The following is a 20,130-nucleotide window of genomic DNA, read 5'->3' on the forward strand; positions in this document are numbered from 1 at the left end:
CCATGACTGTGTTGGAGCATCTTGGGGACTGGCAGCGCACGCACCTCAACGGGACGTTGCGCGTCCAGCATGTTGGGCAGACTGTGACCCTGATGGGGTGGGTCGGACGGCGACGCGACCACGCCACGGCGACCTTTGTGGATTTACGTGACCATAGCGGTTTCGTGCAGGTTGTTTTTGACAGCGCCCGGGGCGACGGGGCGGTGCACGCCAAGGCGCGGCCGCTGCGCACCGAATACGTCATTGCCGTCCGGGGCGTCGTCGTCCGGCGCGCGCCCGATGCGGTCAACCCCAAGATGGAGACCGGCGAAATTGAAGTCCATGCGGACGAACTGCGCATTCTCAACGATGCCCAGACGCCGCCGCTGCCGCTCGACGAGGAAAAGACCTCGACGCTGGCCGGTGAGGATGTCCGCCTGAAGTATCGCTATCTCGACCTGCGGCGGCCGACCATGCAGGCCAACCTGCGCCTGCGGGCCCAGGTGACGGCAACCATCCGGCGCTGGATGGAAGCCCATGGCTTTCTCGAAGTGGAGACGCCCTTTCTCATTCGCTCCACGCCGGAAGGGGCGCGGGATTTCATCGTTCCCAGCCGGTTGCATCCGGGCAACTTTTTTGCTCTGCCCCAGTCGCCGCAGCTCTTCAAGCAGTTGCTGATGATTGGCGGCTGTGACCGCTACTACCAGATTGCCCGCTGCTTCCGGGATGAAGACCTGCGCGCCGACCGCCAGCCGGAGTTCACCCAGCTTGACGTGGAAATGTCCTTTCCCCAGACCGAAGTGTTGTTTGACATCATCGAGGGGCTGATGGTCGAGCTGGCGCAACTGCGTGGTATCCAGGTGGCGCGTCCGTTGCCGCGCCTGACCTACGACGAAGCCATGCGCCGCTTCGGCTCGGACAAGCCCGACATCCGCTTCGGCATGGAGTTGCAGGATATTTCCGAGGTCGTCCGGTCGGTGGATTTCCCGCCCTACCAGGCGGCATTGGAAGCCGGCGGGTGTGTCAAAGCCATTGTGGCGCGCGGCAAGGCTGACTACAGCCGCAAAACGCTCGACGACTTCACCGACTGGTTGCGCAAGGACCACCGCGCCGGCGGCCTGGGCTACCTGAAAGTGCTGCCTGATGGCGTGCAGTCGCCGCTGGTCAAGTCGCTGGGCGAGGACGTAGCCCGGTCGGTCGTTCGTACGGTGGGCGCCGAAACGGGCGACATGGTGTTCATTGTCGCGGGAAGTCACCCGGTGGTTGCCGCCAGTCTGGGGGCGTTGCGGGTGGAAATTGCGCGCCGGGAGCGGCTTTTCGACCCGCAGCACTTTGCCTTCCTCTGGGTGACGGACTTTCCGATGTTTGAGTTCGACCCTGACGAGCGCCGGTGGTACGCCATGCACCACCCGTTCACTTCGCCGCGCGAGGAAGACCTGCCGCTGCTTGCCGCCGGCCCGGAGCAGTGGGGAAAGGTACGCGCGCAGGCTTATGACCTCGTGCTCAACGGCGTCGAAGTCGGCGGCGGCTCGATTCGTATTCACCGGGCGGACGTGCAGCGCCAGGTGTTTGACGCGCTCGGTTTCAGCGCGGAAGCGGCGCGGCAGCGTTTTGGTTTCTTCATTGACGCGCTCACCTACGGCACGCCCCCGCACGGCGGCATTGCCCTGGGGCTTGACCGGCTGGTGATGCTGCTGGCCGGGATGGAATCCATCCGTGATGTCATTGCCTTTCCGAAGACGGCACATGCGACCGACCTGATGTGCGACGCGCCGAATGTGGTTGACCCGGCGCAGTTGCGTGAGCTGCGTCTGCGCCTCGACCCGTGACGACGGCCGGTGTGACACGCCCTGAAGACCTGCTGACTGTCCCGACACCGGCGCTTCTGCTGGACCAGCACCGCCTGGAGCGCAACCTGGCGCGGATGAGCGCCCATGTCGCCCGGCTGGGCGCGCGATTGCGACCTCATGTCAAGACGCACAAGTGCCCGCCGATTGCCCGGAAGCAGGTTGCCGGGCAGTTTGGCGGCATCACCATCTCGACGCTCGCCGAAGGCTTTGCCTTTGCCGAAGCCGGCTTTGACGATCTGCTCTATGCCGTGCCGGTCGAGCCGGGCAAATTCGGGCGCCTCTGCCAGCTTGCCCGGCAGGTTCGGCGACTGGCCGTTCTGACCGATGAGCCGACGTTGCCGCCGTTGCTTTCGGCGGCGGCAGAAGCTGCCGGGGTGTCGCTGGATGTTTTCGTTGAAATTGACTGCGGCGACGGGCGCACCGGCGTGTCTTTTGACCACCTTGACCGGATTGAGCAGGTGGCACGTGCGGTGGCGTCCGCCGGACGGCTGACGCTGGCCGGCATTTTGACGCACGCCGGGCAGTCATACGCGGCGCGTACGACGGCTGAACGGCGAATGGTGGCCTATCTCGAACGCGACCGCATGGCACATGTGGCAGCGGCGCTGGAACAAAGGGGTTTGGCAGTGCCGTGCGTCAGTATTGGCTCAACGCCGACAGTAGTTGCGCTCGATGAGCCACTACCGCCCAACTTTGAGGTCCGGCCGGGCAACTACGTTTTTTTCGACGCTTTCCAGGCGCAGTGCGGCGTCTGTGCCTTTGACGACTGTGCCCTGACGGTGTTGACCGCCGTCGTGCACCGCAGTGAAGGGAAGGTCGTGGTGGATGCCGGTGCCATTGCCCTGTCGAAAGACATTGGCGCAGCGGATTTCTTTCCCCACAGCGGTTATGGGTTGGTTGGCGACCTTGCCGGACGGCCGCTGGGCTTGCGGGTGGCGGCGGTGTCGCAGGAGCACGGCCGGATTCCGGTGGCTGACCCGGCCCTGCTGGAGCGGCTGCCTGTCGGGACGCGCCTGCGCGTGGCGGTCAACCATTCATGTCTGACGGCCGCGCAGCATGCGCACTACCTGGTGGTTGCCGATGGGACCATTGTCGCCCGGTGGCCGATTGTGCAGGGCTGGTAGTTTGGGCTTTGTGTGGCGGAAAACGGTAGGCTGGCGCGGGGCAGGACTAGATTGGCAGGTGCGTCCCCAATATCGAGCTTTTGCGCCGACCGGTCATCCGGTCGCGGTAAGGTTGGTCATGAACTGGAAAGAAATCAGTTGGAAGATGGCGATCATCTACGCCCTGCTGACCTACGTTCCCCTGCTTGTTTTCTGGGTACTGACGGTGGCTTTTGCCGATGCGCTGGGCGGTGTCAGCCATTTCATCCTGATCATGGGAATGATCTTTGCCATCATTCTCGACATCAAGCGCCGTTCGCCCGGTTACTCGATTTAGCGGTGTGCGTTTCCGCCGTCGCCTGAACCGCCCCGAACGCCCGGGCCCGAACGTCTGGGTAAGTTATACTGCGCTTGTCCCGAACGGTGCCCATCAGCCCGATAAAGCCTGCCGTGTGGTCGAACCATACGGCTTTGTTCTTTGGAGCCGGTTGTGCTTTGCAGCGCCAGTCCGTCCGGCTGGACTGAATAACAGCCAGGCAGGGCTCATCGGGTGAATGTTACTTTTATTTTACGCCTCGTTCGGGTTCCGTTAACTTCAACAGCGTTTTCCGCTGCAAATCCTACCTGATCAAGGCTGCCCTTCGACAAAGCTCGAAGGGCAGGGAAGATTGGCACGAGGTGTGTGATGAGTCAGCAGAGACTGCCAAACATGAGCGATGAGAAAACAAGCGGTAATGCAGCAGGTTCCGGCACAGAGGGTGATATTATCAAGATAGACAATGTTTTGGTCTACACAAATGATGACACAATAGTTATAGAGAGTAAATCCAGGCCGATCATTGAATTGCTTGGCTGTCTTTTATCTTTTTTGTTCGCTATTATTTTGGTTTTAACTTTTCAACTCCAGTTTTCCATATTACTTCCTGTTTTGTTTATGGCTTTATTTATTATGATTTTTCTTCTTGTATCAAAGTTAGCCAGTGACGTTATTGACAGGAAAATAATAGACAAAAAGAAAATGATAATTAGATTTGAAAAAGAGAAAAAAGGGAAATTGAAAACAAAAGCCCAGTACAGCACTTCAGTTGTCAAGAATGTAAAAGTGGTTGTTGATGATTACAGTCGTATGGGTGTCTATCTGGATTTCTATCCAGGTTCTGTAACTGAGTCCGTTTGCATCATAGGAGGAGAAGTCTGGGATAATGCAAAGAAACTTGAGCTTGCCCACAAGATAGCCGAATTTCTAGGCGTGCCGGTAATCGAAAAGACATGAACCAAGTGGTTCTGGTTTGAAAGGTGCGTTCCATCAATTGTTCCAAGTCGCAAAAACTGGAGCACTCTGGCTACTGTGGGTAGCAAGCGCTTCCAACACAAGAGAAGCTGCCAGTTTGCCTCTGCCCGTCAAACTACATTTTCTGAACAGCCCCAAGGCATTCGAGTGAGCACAACGCGTTTGCGCCCCAGCTGGTATCGGTCACACCCCGCAATGCCTGCCCTGCCGTGTGGTCAAACCACACGGCTTTGTTCTTTTTGAGCCGGTTGTACCTTGCGGTGCCATCACGGCTGGCTGGGCTGGATAACAACCGGTCGAGATTTGTCGGGAAAATGTTACCGTTATTTTACGTCCTGTTCAGGTCTCATTAACTTCAACGGCGTTCTTTGTTGCAAAACCTAGCTAAATGAGACTGCTTCTCTTTGCCCGGTGAGAGCAGTGTAAAAGCGAGCGAGGCTACAATGAACCCTGGTGAACAGTTCGGTACACAAACCCCTGAGACCATTGGCAACGGTATTACTAAGTTAAGTGATGATGTACTTGTCTATATCAATAAGGGCAAACTAGTCATAGAAAGTAGGTATAACTCACTCGTTAGGTCAATTGGCTGCATTCCATTTTTATTATTTTTTTTGCTCGGCTCTATAATTTCTATCATTCCCATAGCCGTTCCCATAGCCGCTTTTTTTATAATTGTTTTTTCTTTGTCTGTTATTTTAGTTGTAATTGCTACACTTTTCTCGAAAAGTTTACCTAAGAATACTATAGATAGAGTAATAATTGATAACAACATAGGCTCCGTTAAATTTGAAAGGGAAAGAGGGAAAAAGTCCAAACTTAAGAAACAGTGTAGCATCTCATCTATCAAAAATGTGAGAGTGGATGTTGATGATTATGATAGAATGGACATATATCTAGATTCCACCACTGAGTCTTTCTGTATTATAGGGTATAGGGAGAGTATCGGCAATACAGAGAAACTTAAGCTTGCCCATCGGATAGCAGAGTTTCTGGGAGTGCCAGTGATCGAAAGGACATAAACCAGCCAGTCTCGGCTTAGCGGAGGTTACGTAATTATTGTCCACCGAATAGCAAAACAAGTGAGAAGAATATTCTGACTGGAGATTGCCTGATGTATAAAAATAACATAACTTATGCTAGGAAACTTGGAGGAAAACGAGTTATCTATATAGGCGATAAAAAAGTAGTTATAGAAAAAAAGACTACCGACCTATTTAGCACGCTTTTCTTTGCATGTGCAATTATCTCTCTTGGCCTGGTACCATATTTGCTTACTGGGGCTGCAAGAGTAGTACTGCCATTTTTTCTTGGCTCTATTGTCTGTTCAGCTTTTTTTGCTCTAGTTCGTATTTTATTTAAAGAGGAAATAGAAAGAATAACAATTGATAAAAATGAAAGTTTAGTTACTTTTGAACGTCAAGTAGGTAATTCGATTCGAATTTTCAACCGGTACAGTTTTTCTAATATCAAGAGTTTAAATATCTATAATGACGGGTATAATATAGTTCAGGTCTCTTTACTCGTTTGCGATGAGAATGTTTTTCTGCTGTCAGCAAAATTAGGAAAAACTGAAAACTATAGGCAAAAATTCGAATTTGCCTACCGTATAGCAGACCTTATAGGTGTACCAGTCAGTAGCATAAAACCACAAGTTAAGTAAGTCTGGACCATCAATCAGCTAAGCTGATACAAGAAATACCAGTGAAATAAGCAGGCTTCATATAACTGTTAAAAAACAGGAGGTATCCTATGAACAAGGATGTTATCGTTGAGCAATTCGGGGATAGTAAAATCATTTATATGGGTGATAAAAAAATTATAGTAGAGGAACATTACTCTTCATCAGAAATGAGGACAGGTTATACGATTCTCTTTAGTGCAGTGCTTTTTTTGCTGACAGCCTTTGCCTTCTTTTTGGCTGATGTTATATCCAAACAATTAAATCTCGAAGAAATCTCTAACTTTGTAAGGACTTTTTCAGTTCCAGCATCCACAGCACTATCTGCATTACTTTTGATCGTTCTTGTTTACTACCAGATATACTTAGCAACTGGGAAGTATGTAATGGATGGAATTAGACGAACTGTCCTTGATAAAGAGAAAAGCATGGTCTTGATTGAAGATGAAAGGAAGGGAGAAGTTAAGCCCAAAAAACAATATTCTATTTCTACTATCAAGAGTGTGAGAATCAGTATAAATCAGCCTGCCATTATGGTACGATTTCACCTAGAGTCTACTGAGGGTCGGATACCTTTGATTCCATTGGGAGAATGGGGCGAAACCCCCTTTGGTAACCGGAAGAAACTAGAGTTAGCATATAAGGCGGCAGAATTTTTGAAAGTACCAGTTCTTGATGGCAGCGCTGGCAGTACTATAGTCCGCGAGGATTTAGTTGAAAGACAAGAGAGGTATTCGCTTGAAGACCAAAAGCTGGACAACAGGATTCCTGAAGGAGCGAGGAGTACTGCGGTATATTCTGACAGGCAATCTGATACCCGCAACTATAGTATCGCTGAGGATTCTACCGGTTTGCCCGGTGAGAGCAGTGTAAAAACGAGCTACACCACAATAAGCCCCAGTAAACAGTTTAGCACTCAGAGCTCTGGGGCTATTGGTAGTGGTATCACTAAGGTAAGTGACGACGTACTTGTCTATATGGATAAGGGCAAACTAGTTGTAGAAACTAGACGTAATCCACTTTTGGCGCCAATAGGGCCAATTGGCTGTATTTTTATCCCCATGTTCTTTCTATTATTTTGGTTCTTTCTATTTCTATTATTTCGTTCGCTTAGTCCTGTGAATTTCGCGACTGCCTTTATCATTATGATTGTACTTGCTGCTATATCCATTAGAAGATTAACTAAGAATGCTGTCGACAGGACAACGATTGACATTAATAAAGGTCTCGTTAGATTTGAAGAGGAAAGAGGGAAAAAATCCAAACTTAGGAAGCAATGTAGCACTTCGTCTATCAAAAATGTGACAGTGGTCGTTGGTAATTATGATAGAATGGACGTGTACCTAAAGTCCACCAATGAGTCTTTCTACATTGTAGGACCCATGGATGATATTAGCAACGAAGAGAAACTTAAGCTTGCCCATCGGATAGCAGAGTTTCTAGGAGTGCCAGTGATCGAAAGGACATAAACCAGCCAGTCTCGGCTTAGTGGAGGTCACGTAATTATTGTCTACCAAATATCAAAACAAGTGAGAAGAATCTTCTGACTGGAGATTGCCTGATGTATAAAAATAACATAACTTATACTAGGAAACTTGGAGGAAAACGAGTTGTCTACATAGGTGATAAAAAAGTAGTTATAGCATGAAAGACCCTGACAATGAGGGAACGATCAAACTTGTCCATCGGATAGGAGAGCTTCTGCGGGTGCCGGTAATTGAAAAGACATGAACCAAGTGGTTCTGGTTTGAAAGGTGCGTTCCATCAATTGTTCCAAGTCGCAAAAACTGGAGCACTCTGGCTACTGTGGGTAGCAAGCGCTTCCAACACAAGAGAAGCTGCCAGTTTGCCTCTGCCCGTCAAACTACATTTTCTGAACAGCCCCAAGGCATTCGAGTGAGTGCACAACGCGTTTGCGCCCCAGCTGGTATCGGTCACACCCCGCAATACCTGCCCTGCTGTGTGGTCAGCCGCACGCTTTGTTCCCTGGGCCAATTGAACTTTGCACCTGCTACTCGGGATAGCTAAACTAGATAACATTAGCTAAAGTTTGGTTAGGTGTTGCTGTTGTTTTACACCTCGTTCAAGTCCCGTTAACTCCAGCAACGTTGTCTCTCAACAAAACCTGCTTGATCAGGGCTGTGTCTCAATGACCGGTGAGATGGGTATAAAAAGCAGTTTGCCAGGAGGTTTGTGATGAATAGTAAAGCTATATTTTCCAGCATCGAAGAGAATATATCTAGGGAGCTTAAACTCTATTGGGGTAATAATAGATTAGTTATTGAGAGAAATTATGGTCCATGGTTCAAGCGACCAAGTGTTATATTTGTATTTCTTATACCGATGCTTCTAAGCATACTTATTATTGTATTAGAGGTTTTGTTACTAGGTGAGTTAAATCTAAAATCCTTCTTCTTATCTTTTTTACTTGTCGTGTCTTTTTATTTTATGGTCAGGAGACTTATAGATGCAAAAAGAGTAATTCTTGATATGAATCGAAAAACTGTCAGAATTGAGGAAGAGAAAAAAGGAAAGGTAAAATCTGAGAGGGAGTTTCCTGTATCAGCTATCAAAAATATACTAGTATATGTTGATAGTTATTACAAAATGTCTGTTTACTTGGATTCTAATTTTGAGTCTATTCGTATCATTAGTGATGAAGTTTCTGAAAATAAAAAGAAACTTGAAATTGCTCACAAGATAGCAGGGTTACTGGAAGTTCCAGTAATAGAGAAGACATAGAAACTGTGCGACTTTAGCTTGGTGGGTGCGGCCGATAGGTAGGTTTAGTGCAAAAATGAGTGATGACCACTGGGGACAGCAAGTGTCCCTTAGTATAGCAGAACATGCTTGTTTGCATCTTGTTGTCAATATGCCCAGTAGCCGTGTTAGCTAGCAGTGAGTGGATTAGGTAGATGTAGCCTTTAGCTTATCCTTGTTTGGGTTTCCTTAACTTGACCAGTGTTACCCCTCCAAAAAAGTCTGCAAAGTTGGGACTGCACCCTGGCAAGTAAGTAAGGGGAACGGGAGGCGCGTGATGGATCGGCAAGATTTTCTTGATAAAAATCTTATTGCTAAAGGTTGCAAGGTTCTCTATAGGGAGGATATGGCAAGAGGTGGAATTTTTGTTGTTTATATAAATAATGAGATACTAGTTTTAGAAAAAAGATATAGTTTTCTCAGAAAACTTGGTGAACCAGGTCTTTTGTTTGTACCTCCTTTTGTTCTTTTGCCATTTCTTTTTATATTGGTGTTTCTCTATGGGAAAGAATATTCCTCCATACTCCTTATAGCAGGCATCTGGAGCTTGTCCTCATTATTGTTATCGATTGTGCTCTCGGTATTTCTAATTAAACTTCCTGTGGATACCGTAGATAGAGTCGTCATTGACTCTAGAACAAAGAAAGTTTTTCTTGAGAGGGAGAAAAAGGGGAAAGTTAAGGTCAAGAAAAATTATAGCACGTCGCTTATCAAAAACGTTAGGGTAGTTGTTGACAGCTATTACAGAATGAATATTTACCTTGTCTCAACTACTAAGTCCATTTATGTTGTGGGCGATAATGAAATCTCTGATAATGGCAAGAAACTTGAAATTGCTCACAAGATAGCAGGGTTACTGGGTGTTCCGGTGATTGAGAAGACATAGAAACTGCGCAGCCATGGGTTTGCCAGGTGTGTAGGGCATTAGAGTGATTGTCTATGAATATGGTACAACGAACTTATGTTTAGACTCTGTCTCTAAATCTTTCTACATTAAAGAACTTAATAGAATGAGTGATGAGGGGAAGATTAAGGTTGCCCACAGAATGGCGGAACTGCTGGGAGTTCCAGTAACGGAGAAGACCTAAAGGAAAGGAAAGAAAACTGACATGGAGAAGAAAATGACACCGGTATATTTTCCTGGTTATGACTTTACTAATTACTATATAGTTACTTACGAAGGTGAGGACAAGATAACTGTCGAGCGGCGATACTCTGCGTTCCTAGGTATTAGGTATGTGTCCTACGTTGTCATGTCCTTTTTAATAATTTCATTACCATGTATTGTCTTAATGTTCACCTTTTGCTCTTATGAAGGAAGCTCTGAAGAAGCCCCTACAGTTTGCAGAATTCCCGCTCTTGTACTTTTTGCTACTATGCTAATTTTTGTAGCGTTCTTCCTCATTTCGGGTCTTATAAAAAACGCTACTGAGAGAATAACTATTGATAAGTACAGCAATGCTATCACTGTCATAAATGAAGAGAATGGGAAAATAAACTCAAAAGAACAGTACAGTTTTTTGAACGTTAAAAATATAATAATCTCCACTGGTGATTATGGGAGAATGTACATTTATCTAAAGTTTGCTGATAATAGTGCTATTGGAATTTTATCAGCAGCGGGACTGGAAAAAACCAAAGACCACCGGGGAAAACTCGACCTTGCCCACCGAATGTCGAAACTTCTTGGGGTTTCAATAATAGAGAAAACATGATTCGTACTCCATCAACTCTGATGATCTTAAATGAAAACCAAAGGTTGAGTTCCGACGAAAAGTAAAGGACAAGTGCAGAGAGCGGCTTATTATGGAGGTACACGATGCGGGGTATTGACGAAGCTTCTATTGAGAGGGAGATATCAATGGATGTCAAGTTTATTTATGTAAGAGGTAGCAGATTGGTCATTGAAAGAAAGTATAACTTTTTGTTTGAAGAAGTCAGCGTAAAAATAGGCGCAGCTTTACTTCTTGCAGTAGTTTTAGTACCGATTCTGTACTACATCACCACACCTATAATGGTTAGTTTCCTAAGAGTAGACTTGTCATGGTTAGAACCGTACTTATCATTACCATTTGTTTTATTTCTTTTGATGGGTGGTGTTGTTGCTCTTTTGCGGACTATAATTACCAAAAAAGATGCCAGAAGAACAATCTTTGATAAGAGCAAGAAAATTATTACATTTGAAAATGAAAGAAAAGGGAAAATCGAAATTGAAAAATGCTACAGCATGTCGGACATCAAGAATGTGAAAGTAGTTGTTGATAGTTACGGCAAACTAGACATATACCTAAACTCTTCTACGGAGTCTATTTATGTTATAGGAGATACGCAGCCAAATGCTCCGATTGTATTCGAGACTTCTGTCGAAAACGAAAGAAAACTTGAACTCGCTCATCTGATAGCCGAACTCTTGGGTGTTCCAGTAATCGAGAAGACATAAACCATACGGTTTCGGTTCAGCGAGGTGCGTGTGGCGTGCGGTAGAGGGTTATCGAAGACCAGTCGCCGGAGATGACAAACGCTGCCCAATAGTACGGATTCTGCCAGTTGGCCGGGCGTCCGGTTGTCGGCTTGCCGGACGACAACCTGATGGCGCGCTGGGTTTCTTCCGACTGCGGCCGTATGGCTCCGCGTAACAGCCCCAACCGGGCCGCCCGCAGCGCTGCCATCCGGCCTTCACCCCGGCCCAGCCGCCGGTAAAACTCGCCCATCAGGGCGGCCGTCGCCGCATCCGAGACTTTCCACAAACTCATGACCTGCGTCTCCGCTCCGGCCAGCACCAGCGCCCGCCGCAGCCCGTACACCCCTTCCCCCTGGCGCACTTCACCCAGCCCGGTTTCACAGGCCGAAAGCACCACGAGTTGCGTTCCCCGGAGATCGAGTCCGGCGGCTTCGAGCACCGTCAGCACGCCATCTTCACCGGCGCCGCTTTGCCCCTGCTGCACCCCGGCCAGAATCAGACCGGACCGCAGCAAGGGATTTTCCCGGACAGCCGGACGGCTCTCCATAACCAGCCCCAACTCCCGTGATTCCGCCGCGCCCTGTTCGGTCGTGTTTTCGGGGAGGAAAAACCCGTGCGTGCCAATGTGGAGATACAGCGGGGCGTGCATGGCCTTGAGCCGCGACTCCGTTGCCGCCTCGCCCAGAACCACCTCGGCTTCCTGGAAAGTGCGCTGCAAAAGCTGCGCCTCGCGGCGCGTTCCCGGCAGCGGTGGATACACCACCGTCTGGAAATCCACCGAGCGCATCCCGTTGGCAGGTTGTCCGGCTGGTTGCTGTGCGGCCTGTTCGCCCAGATCGAAGCGTGGGTCGGCAATGACAAGTCCACGCCGACGCTCAGGAGGGCGTTTTGCTTCAAGCCGCACAAGGTCACGTCCGCTGGTCAACAGGGTGATGTCGTAACGCTCCACGAGGTAGCGCCCACGTTCGTCCACCAGCGCCTCGAAAGGAATGAGGTTGGCGCTCCCGTCCGGCGCAATGAACAGATGTCGGGCCTTGCCCAGCCGTGACCGCACCGGAGCCAGAAGTTGCTCATCCAGCGCCCGCGCCAGCGGCCGCACATCCGACTGCGGATTGCCCAATGCGCGACGGAAAGCCGCCAGGCGTGTTTCAATGGGTTCAAGCTCGCCCAACTCGATGAACCGGGGCGCAGGGTCGCCAGCCCGCAGCAGGTAGGCGGCAAGGTGGCGCTTCGGGGCCAGCCGGTCGGTTTGGGACGGGTCGAGCGGGCGGTAGATAACATATTCAATCAGCGCCGCGTTCTTTGGCAGTGCCGCTTGTACGGCCTCGAATGTCACCGTCTGGAGCTGGGCGCCGAGTTGGGCAAAGCGTTCCCCAAGCTGGCTTTCCAACTGCTCGATGGTACGTTCCAGTTGGGCGCGTTCATCCTGGGCCTCCGGTTTTCCGGCAAGCTGGGTCAACCGGTTGCGGGCGGCTTGCAGGTCATCCAGCACCTGCCGGTCGGCCGCCGTCGCACGGCGACGGAGCGCCGCCGTCTGATTGGCCAACACATCCAGTACCCGTCCCTTGTGGCGCAGGACGGTCAGCAGCGCCAGCCGCGCCGCCGTGGCCTCCGCCGGGAAATACCGGACCTGCCAGGCAACGGTGAGTTCCGCCAGGTGTCCGGCGCGCTGGGCATAGAGGATTTTCTGTCGTTCCGAACCCACCACCAGATTGCGCCGGGCGTCGGCTTCCGACAGGTCTGTAGCGCGGGCCAGCCACTCACCCGCCGTCTGCGCCTGACGGCGCGCCAGATAGAGCAGGGACAGGTGCATCGCCGAGGCCACCAGGTCGGGATGTCCCGGCCCAAGCACCTGCTGCCGAATGCGGAAGCTGCGCTGGTAAAACGATTCCGCGCCGGCGTCGTCCCCACGTCGTCGGCTGAGATGCCCCAGATGGTTGAGGATGCTCGCCACCAGCGGGTGCGTCGGGCCGACGGCCTGCTCGGCAATGGACAACGCCCGGGTGAAGTCCTGCCCGGCCGCAGCCAGGTTGCCCAGCTCCAGCTCAACCACGCCAAGATTCGCAAGTGTTGAGGCAACGAGTGGATGCCCCGCGCCAAGGGCTTTTTCACGAATACCCAGCGCCCGCTCAAGCAGGGGCCTGGCCTGGTCCGGGCGGTCCTGCATCCGGTACAGCTCGCCCAGATTGTTGAGCGCATTGGCAACGAGCGGATGCTGCGGCCCCAGCGCCTTTTCCCAGATGTCCAGAGCGCGCCGGTACAGCGGCTCGGCCGTTGTGTAATCGCCCCGGTCCCGGTACATGGCGGCGGCGTTGTTCAGCCCGATGGCCAGCTCGGAATGCGCCGGCCCCAGCCTGGCCTCGCAGATGGCAATGGCCCGGCGGTACAGCGGCTCGGCTGCCGTGTAGTCTCCCTGTACGCGGTACAGCTCCGCCAGATTGCTGGCCGCCGTGGCCACTTCGGGGTGCTCCGGGCCGAAAATGCGTTCACGCAGGCTGAGGGCTTCCTGGAAATAGGGTTCCGCGCGCTGGTAATCCCCCTGGTCCTTGTAAAGTAACGCCAGATTGGTCAGCACCGTGGCCACGTAAGGGTGTTCCCTGCCCAGGGTTTTTTCCCAGATGGCGCGGGCGCGTTGGTACAGCGGCTCGGCCGCCGCGTACCTGCCTTGAGTGCGGTAGAGTTCCGCCAGGTTGTTGGCCGTTGCCGCCACATCGGGATGCCCGGCACCGAGCGCCTTTTCCCGAATCTCCAGCGCCCGCCGATACAGCGGCTCGGCCGCCGCATAATCACCCTTGGTCTTGTAAAAAAGCGCCACGTTGTTAAGCACCATCGCCAGTTCGGGATGCTCCGGCCCGCGGACGTTCTCGATGATCTCCAGCGCCCGGCGGTACAGCGGCTCGGCCGCCTGGTAGTTCCCCCGCAGCCGGTAAAACATCGCCAGATTCGCCAGACTCTGCGCCACTTCAGGATGTTCCGCGCCGAAATGCTGCTCGCGCAGCGACAGGGCGCGCCGCAGCGCGGCTTCAGCTTCGGGCATCTGCTTGAAGGCCTGCGCCACACCAAGGGCATTGTAGGCGCGCGCCACCAGCGCCGGCGGGACACCTTCCCGGCCACCGGACCGGGCTGCTTCACTTGCCGTCACGGCTTCCTGTGCCGTCCGCAGGGCGGCGTCATACTGCCCGGCCTGAATGAGGGCGTCGGCTTTCTGCACCAGGGTTTCAATGGATTGCCCGGTGGGGTCGGAAGGGTTCTGGGCCGCGGCGGGTGCGGCCACGCTCAGCAGGCCGGTCGCCAGCCAGAAGGCGGTGAGCAGAGTTCGGGCAGACGGGATGCGCATGGGGGGGCCTCCACAGGAAATTGCAGCCTGTGCGATGGGTGACAAGTTCAGATCGGACGCAGCTTTAGTGGCGTACAATGACTTCACACACTGCCGGGTCGGTTCCGGGAGGGACTCTGATCTGGCGTTGTGTGTCTTCAATGATGACCTGGGCCTTTGGCGCGAAGCGTTCGACGAGTGTGGCCAGTTCCCGTTGCTGGGCGGCGGACAGCGCCTGTCCCGGACGCAGTCCGTCAAACACCGTCAGTCTGGCTCCCGACAGCACCAGGGTGAAGCGTGTGGCCGCCGTGCGCGCCAGACCAATCGAGGCATCTTTGGGAAAAACAAGCGGATAGCCCACGGCAGAAGGTTCATCCGGGACACGGAACGCCGACAACTGGCCGTTGGAAGGTGCGAAAAGGTAGAGGTAGCCGGACTGGTGCGGCGTCAGGTGAAAGACGATGTCCTTGCCCGGCGGGACGACCTCCTCCGGGCGCAGGAAGCCGGCACCCTGCTGCGGACTGCCGGGCGTCACGAGTTCGATGTTGCAGGTCAGCGCGCTGGCGGCTGCCGGCGGCGCCGGCAATGACGGGGCCCCAGCGGCGGCCGTCATTTTGCCTTTGGTCGGTGCATCCCACCACCACAGCAGGGCGCTGCCGGCCGCGATCAGCAGCACCAGAACGCCTGCCGTCACAGCCATGCGCTCCAGCGCCCGTTCCCGTGGGGAAGGGGCCGGCGGTGGTGTCTCGGCCGTGGTGGTCGAGGTGGGGATGGCCGACTCGTCCAGCGTGGCGGCCTCGCCGGCGGGAGGCAGATTGGAAAGCGAAATCGTCGGTTCCTCTTCCACCGCGCGCAGTGACGCTTCCTGTTTTGCTGAAAGCTCCAGAGCGTGCAGAAAAGCCTGGACGAAATCTTCGGCGCTGGCGTACCGCTGACCGGCATCGTAAGCCAGTGCCTTGCGCAGCACCTGTTCGACTTCTTCATCGAGGTCAGGACGGCGCTGGCGCAGGTGCTGGCCGAAACCGGCGCGCTGCAGGGTGGTCATGGACTGGATGGCACTGCGCAGGTTGGACTGGGCCGGCTTGTAGGGCCGCTCCCCGGCCAGCAGTTCGTAGGCAATGATGCCCAGGGCGTAAATGTCCGTCGCAGCCGAGCACCCGCTGGCAAGGATTTGCTCCGGGGCCATGTAGGGCAACGTGCCCACCAGACCATCCGGGCCGTCCTGTTTCACGGCCGAGTTCGCCACCTTGGCGATGCCGAAGTCAATCAGCTTGACGTGCAGCGCCTCATCGCCGAGGTCTTCGAGCATGACGTTTTCGGGCTTCAGGTCGCGGTGATAGACGCCTTCCCGATGGGCGGCGCTCAACGCCCGGCCAATCTGCGATACAACCCCGGCGACTTCGGCCAGCGACAGCCTGCGCCGCTGCATCACGGCCCGGAGCGTCTCGCCACGGACGTATTCCATGACGAAATATGACTGCCCGGAAAGCAGCCGGCCGCGGTCCAGAACCTTCACCACACCCGGATGGGAAATGCGGGCCAGGGCTTCGCTTTCACTCTCAAACATCCGTTGGGCGAGCGGTTCGCCCTGCTGGTTTTCGAGAAGGACCTTGACGACGACCAGCCGCCCATGGAGTTGCTGGTCACGGGCCAGATAGACGATGCCGTTGCCACCGCGCCCCAGTTCCCGCTCCACCACGTAGCGGTCGCTGACACTCGTGCCGCGCGCCTGCTGTCCCGTGTCCAGATGGAAGAAGGATTGCGTCTGGAGCACGGCCTGCTCGGTGGGCAAATCCTCCAGGTCTTCCAGCCCGGACGCCCGGAACGGCTCCTCGATAAAACTCTGCGCCGAAGGGTGTACCCGCAGAAGGGACTCAACTTCCCGGCGCAGGGTGTCGTCCCCGGCGCAGAGCGCCGACAGCAGGCCGGCCTGCTGGTCAGACGGTGACTCGATGACCTGATTGAAAATTTCCGTTACCCGCTGGTATTGCTCTGGTGTCATGGCCGCTCTCCCCCGCAGGCCGCTTCGCGCGCCGGACGCAACTCCCGATACAGAAACGTCTTGGCCATGGCCCACTCCCGCTTGACCGTAATGGCGGAAATACCCAGCGCCTCGGCCGTGGCCTCGACGGTCAATCCACTGAAAAAGCGCAGCTCCACGATGCGGCACTGCCGGGGCGCGAGGGCTTCGAGCTTGCCCAGGGCTTCGTCGAGCGCCAGCACATCCACTGCGCCGCCGGATGGTTCCGGCGCTGCCAGGTCCGGCATCACATCCAGCGTGATGATGACGTGCTCGCCACCGCGCCGTTGCCGTTGCCGCCGCCGGACGTGGTCCACCAGGATGCGCCGCATAAGCTGGGCGGCAATCGCAAAGAAGTGCGTGCGGTTGCGCCAGTTGGTGCGCTCCTGCTGGGTGAGTCGCAGGTACGCTTCATTGACGAGCGCCGTCGGCTGAAGCGTATGACCGACGGCTTCCCGGCGCATGGCGCGGACGGCAATGCGCCGCAGTTCTGCATAAACAACCGGCATCAGGCGCGCCAGGGCGCTTTCATCTCCGGCCTGCCAGGCATTGAGAAGTTGCGTGATGTCCCCCATACAAACCTGCCGGTCAGGTCACACGTCGGCGTGGGTTCACCGTGGCTTTCACCCTCTGCCAGCACCCTTCACGTGCATTCACTGTTTGACGAGTTCAAGTCCCACGACCAGGGCATCCGCCGCCGACTCACTCAGATGGATGACCGATGGGGCTGCCACATTGGGGCGCAGGCCGATTTCGCGGGTGATCGCCAGCGCCTCGTCGGGAGACTGGAGGCGTCCCAGTTCCTGCCGCACAATCGTGCGCTTGACCGGCTGTTCCATGGCTGTCTCGACTCGTGCCCAGACGTTGCCCGGAGGCGTCCAGACTTCCTGCCCGGACTGACGTACGGCCTGGATGAGCCGTTCATTGGTTGGCACATCCGGCAGTGGTGACCGCGATAGCACGAAGAAGATTTTTTCGCGTACTTCGCCCGGTGTCAGAAAGGCAAACCACTGGGCTTCGGGGTCAGGTTCCTTGGCCGAGGGAATCTGGTAAGGCACATGCCCCTGGATGAAGTTGTCGCCGTTTTGCAGCCGCGCGTGCGGGTAAATCATCCGCAGTGCGCCTTTGGAATCAGCATTGAAAACGTAGAGGTAAGCATCCTGGTTGGCTTCCACCACGAAGCGGATTTCATCGCCCGTATTGAAAACCCGCCGGGGATCAACCCGCTCCGGGCGTCCCTGCGAATTCCTGGCATAGAGCGTGTAACCCAGGCCGAGTGGCTCCAGGCTGGCGGGAGGGGTTGGACGGTTTTTCGGCGATTTGTTGCGGGCCACAACCGGGCGCGTCTGCTTGACGGACGTTGGGCGCGTACGGATGAAGGCATCGCGGACTTGATCATCGCCTCCCGGCCCGGACTGCGCCAACAGAAACCCACCAGCAGACAGGGCCGCCACGATGAAGAGACCGGCTTTGACAGAGACTTTTGCAACCGACATAGGGATAAACCTGCCTTTCCAGGGGGAAGTGGTTTGTACCTCATGACGCGATGTTTGACCGGAAACAGTATCACGGGCCGGTGAAAAGCATAGGGAGGGCGCTGACCGTTGCAGCCGACGTTTGGCGGTCAATTGACGGAACTGCGCCTGTCCGACTAAGTTACGCCAGCTTCAACCTGGCCCGGTCGCCACAGTTTCGCGCCACACTCGTAAACCCGATGACGAACCCCCACGCCGCGAAAATGGATGCGATGTATCGGCGGCAGCGATACATCTACGATCTGTCCCGCAAATACTTCCTGTTTGGACGTGATCGGCTGCTGGCCCGGCTGCCGGTGCGCCCGGCTGCCCGCGTCCTTGAAATCGGCTGCGGCACGGCGCGCAATCTGGTGATTCTGGCCGGTCGGCATCCCCAGGCGCAGTTCTATGGCCTTGACATCTCGAATGAAATGCTGCGCTCGGCGCGTGCCAACATCCGCCGCCGCCGCCTGGAGAACGTCACCGTGGCACTGGCCGCGGCCGAAGCGCCTGACCACCACCGATTGTTTGGTCTCGAAGCGCCGTTTGATGTCGCCTTTTTTTCCTATTCGCTCTCGATGATTCCTGACTGGCAGGCGGCGCTGGCAACGGCGTTGGCCAGCGTCCGTCCGGGCGGCTGTCTGGCCGTGGTGGATTTCTGGGACCAGAAAGAATTGCCGGTGTGGTTTGAAAAAGTCCTGACGGCGTGGGTGCGGCGCTTCGATGTGACGCCACGCCCCGAAATCCTCGATGCGCTGGCGGCCCGCCGTGACCGGGGCGAGGGAAAACTCACCGTCGAATCCGTCGGCGGACGCTACGCTTTCATTGCGCTCTTTGAGACGGCCGTTCCCGGCGCTGCCGGGGCGGTTTCCTGATCCTGAAAACAACTCCCCTTGTGAGGCATTCATTCGTGGCAACCGATACGGCCCAACTGCTGCGCGCCGCCGTTCACCAAAGCCCCATCACCTCAAAGCAGGGCCTGCTGGAACGGCTTTTTACGGCGTACTTCGATGCGTTCGTCTATAACCAAATCTGGGAAGACCCACGGGTTGACCTGGCGGCGCTGGAACTCACGCCCGAAAGCCGCATCCTGACGATTTCTTCCGGCGGCTGTAACGTTCTCAACTACCTGATTCACGGTCCGGCACAGATAACGGCGATTGATCTGAACCGCTACCACTTGGCACTGCTGCGGTTGAAGCTGGCGGCCGTGCGCCATCTGCCTGACCACGAGACGTTCTTTCGCATGTTTGGGGAAGCCAATGACCCACGCAACGTCAGGGCGTACGACACCTATCTGAGCGCACACCTGGACGGGGCCGCGCGGGACTTCTGGGAAGGGCTGACGATGTTCGGCAAGCGGCGCATCCACTTTTTCGCCGACAACCTGTACGACCACGCCCGCAATGGCTTCTACCTGCGCTTCCTCGAAAAACTCGCCCACCTGATAGGCATTTACCCGGACCGCATGGTGCACGTCACCGACCCGGACGAACGCGCCCGCGTCTTTGATGCCACCATTGGGCGTTACTTCGACCACTGGCTGGTACGCCTGCTCTCCAAGCTGCCCTTCATCGTCTTTGGCTTGGGGATTCCACCCCGGCAGTACGAAGCCATGCGCCGTGAAACGCCGGAGAACATCCTGGCGATGTACCGCCGGCGCGTCCGGCGCTTCATCTGCGATTTTCCCATCGAGGAAAACTACTTTGCCTGGCAGGCGCTGGCGCGGCGCTACGATACCGAACACTGCCGGGCGATTCCCGAATACCTCAGAGCCGAACACTTCGGGACGCTGCGCGCCAACATTTCGCGGGTCACGACCGAGGTGACTTCGCTGACGGACCACCTGCGCCGGCAGCCGGCCGGGGCTTACGACCGGTTTGTGTTTCTCGATGCCCAGGACTGGATGAAAGACGAGGAAATTGCCGCCCTGTGGCGGGAGGTGCTGCGGGTGGCCCCGGCCGGTTCGCGGATCATCTTCCGTACGGCCCCGGAAACTTCGCCGGTGGAACAGGCGCTTCCGCCGGAGCTGCGGGCGCGCGTGCGCTACGAACGGGAACGCTCGGCTGAGTTGTTCACACAGGACCGCTGCGCCATTTACGGCGGTTTTCACCTGTACGTCGTCAACGAAGCCTGAGCGCCGCCCTTTACCCTC

The 20,130-nt window shown here is 54.9% G+C and carries 17 protein-coding genes; 13 read left to right on the forward strand and 4 right to left on the reverse strand.

Going from position 1 to position 20,130, the window contains the following annotated elements; translation table 11 throughout:
• The first annotated feature begins 2 nt into the window (after positions 1 to 2).
• The 11 genes from aspS (at position 3) to J8C05_RS14835 (ending at position 11,104) form a co-directional block, all read left to right on the forward strand.
• Positions 3 to 1,808 (forward strand): aspartate--tRNA ligase, encoded by a 1,806-nt coding sequence (gene aspS / locus J8C05_RS14785; protein WP_211423511.1) that lies wholly within the window; start codon positions 3 to 5, stop codon positions 1,806 to 1,808.
• 11 nt (positions 1,809 to 1,819) lie between these two features.
• Positions 1,820 to 2,953 carry an alanine racemase gene (locus J8C05_RS14790; RefSeq protein ID WP_211423512.1) on the forward strand — a complete coding sequence of 378 codons (1,134 nt, stop codon included), beginning with the start codon at positions 1,820 to 1,822 and terminating at the stop codon, positions 2,951 to 2,953.
• A gap of 118 nt (positions 2,954 to 3,071) precedes the next feature.
• Positions 3,072 to 3,269, forward strand: coding sequence for a hypothetical protein (locus J8C05_RS14795; RefSeq protein ID WP_211423513.1), 198 nt, complete (start codon positions 3,072 to 3,074; stop codon positions 3,267 to 3,269).
• 372 nt (positions 3,270 to 3,641) lie between these two features.
• Positions 3,642 to 4,205 (forward strand): hypothetical protein, encoded by a 564-nt coding sequence (locus J8C05_RS14800; RefSeq protein WP_211423514.1) that lies wholly within the window; start codon positions 3,642 to 3,644, stop codon positions 4,203 to 4,205.
• Positions 4,206 to 4,627: 422 nt separating this feature from the next.
• Positions 4,628 to 5,245 (forward strand): hypothetical protein, encoded by a 618-nt coding sequence (locus tag J8C05_RS14805; protein WP_211423515.1) that lies wholly within the window; start codon positions 4,628 to 4,630, stop codon positions 5,243 to 5,245.
• A gap of 92 nt (positions 5,246 to 5,337) precedes the next feature.
• Positions 5,338 to 5,886, forward strand: a complete 549-nt coding sequence (locus J8C05_RS14810) for a hypothetical protein (protein WP_211423516.1) — start codon at positions 5,338 to 5,340, stop codon at positions 5,884 to 5,886.
• 89 nt (positions 5,887 to 5,975) lie between these two features.
• Complete coding sequence (locus J8C05_RS14815) at positions 5,976 to 7,373, forward strand: hypothetical protein (RefSeq protein ID WP_211423517.1); 1,398 nt, start codon at positions 5,976 to 5,978, stop codon at positions 7,371 to 7,373.
• Positions 7,374 to 8,100: 727 nt separating this feature from the next.
• On the forward strand, positions 8,101 to 8,646 hold the full coding sequence (locus J8C05_RS14820; protein ID WP_211423518.1) for a hypothetical protein: 546 nt from the start codon (positions 8,101 to 8,103) through the stop codon (positions 8,644 to 8,646).
• Positions 8,647 to 8,941: 295 nt separating this feature from the next.
• A complete protein-coding gene (locus tag J8C05_RS14825; protein ID WP_211423519.1) occupies positions 8,942 to 9,550 on the forward strand; it encodes a hypothetical protein in 609 nt (202 codons plus the stop codon).
• Positions 9,551 to 9,773: 223 nt separating this feature from the next.
• Positions 9,774 to 10,379: a hypothetical protein gene (locus J8C05_RS14830; protein WP_211423520.1), complete on the forward strand. Its 606-nt coding sequence runs from the start codon at positions 9,774 to 9,776 to the stop codon at positions 10,377 to 10,379.
• A 104-nt stretch (positions 10,380 to 10,483) separates the two neighbouring features.
• The gene (locus J8C05_RS14835) at positions 10,484 to 11,104 is read left to right on the forward strand and encodes a hypothetical protein (protein ID WP_211423521.1); all 621 of its coding nucleotides are present in this window, start codon (positions 10,484 to 10,486) and stop codon (positions 11,102 to 11,104) included.
• 16 nt (positions 11,105 to 11,120) lie between these two features.
• Here J8C05_RS14835 and J8C05_RS14840 read toward each other — a convergent pair whose 3' ends face one another.
• From J8C05_RS14840 to J8C05_RS14855, 4 genes are all read right to left on the reverse strand, one after another.
• Positions 11,121 to 14,462, reverse strand: a complete 3,342-nt coding sequence (locus J8C05_RS14840) for a CHAT domain-containing tetratricopeptide repeat protein (RefSeq protein ID WP_211423522.1) — start codon at positions 14,460 to 14,462, stop codon at positions 11,121 to 11,123.
• A gap of 64 nt (positions 14,463 to 14,526) precedes the next feature.
• Complete coding sequence (locus tag J8C05_RS14845) at positions 14,527 to 16,443, reverse strand: serine/threonine-protein kinase (protein WP_211423523.1); 1,917 nt, start codon at positions 16,441 to 16,443, stop codon at positions 14,527 to 14,529.
• The gene (locus J8C05_RS14850) at positions 16,440 to 17,036 is read right to left on the reverse strand and encodes a sigma-70 family RNA polymerase sigma factor (protein WP_211423524.1); all 597 of its coding nucleotides are present in this window, start codon (positions 17,034 to 17,036) and stop codon (positions 16,440 to 16,442) included. The genes J8C05_RS14845 and J8C05_RS14850 overlap by 4 nt, the downstream gene beginning before the upstream one ends.
• A gap of 78 nt (positions 17,037 to 17,114) precedes the next feature.
• Positions 17,115 to 17,957: a DUF4384 domain-containing protein gene (locus tag J8C05_RS14855; protein WP_211423525.1), complete on the reverse strand. Its 843-nt coding sequence runs from the start codon at positions 17,955 to 17,957 to the stop codon at positions 17,115 to 17,117.
• 218 nt (positions 17,958 to 18,175) lie between these two features.
• On the opposite strand from J8C05_RS14855, the gene J8C05_RS14860 reads away from it, so the two are divergent.
• Both J8C05_RS14860 and J8C05_RS14865 read left to right on the forward strand, forming a co-directional pair.
• Positions 18,176 to 18,850: a class I SAM-dependent methyltransferase gene (locus tag J8C05_RS14860; protein WP_211423526.1), complete on the forward strand. Its 675-nt coding sequence runs from the start codon at positions 18,176 to 18,178 to the stop codon at positions 18,848 to 18,850.
• 35 nt (positions 18,851 to 18,885) lie between these two features.
• A complete protein-coding gene (locus J8C05_RS14865; protein ID WP_211423527.1) occupies positions 18,886 to 20,112 on the forward strand; it encodes a BtaA family protein in 1,227 nt (408 codons plus the stop codon).
• Positions 20,113 to 20,130 lie beyond the last annotated feature (18 nt).

The organism is Chloracidobacterium sp. N (assembly GCF_018304765.1).
In the GTDB taxonomy this organism is placed as follows: domain Bacteria; phylum Acidobacteriota; class Blastocatellia; order Chloracidobacteriales; family Chloracidobacteriaceae; genus Chloracidobacterium; species Chloracidobacterium aggregatum.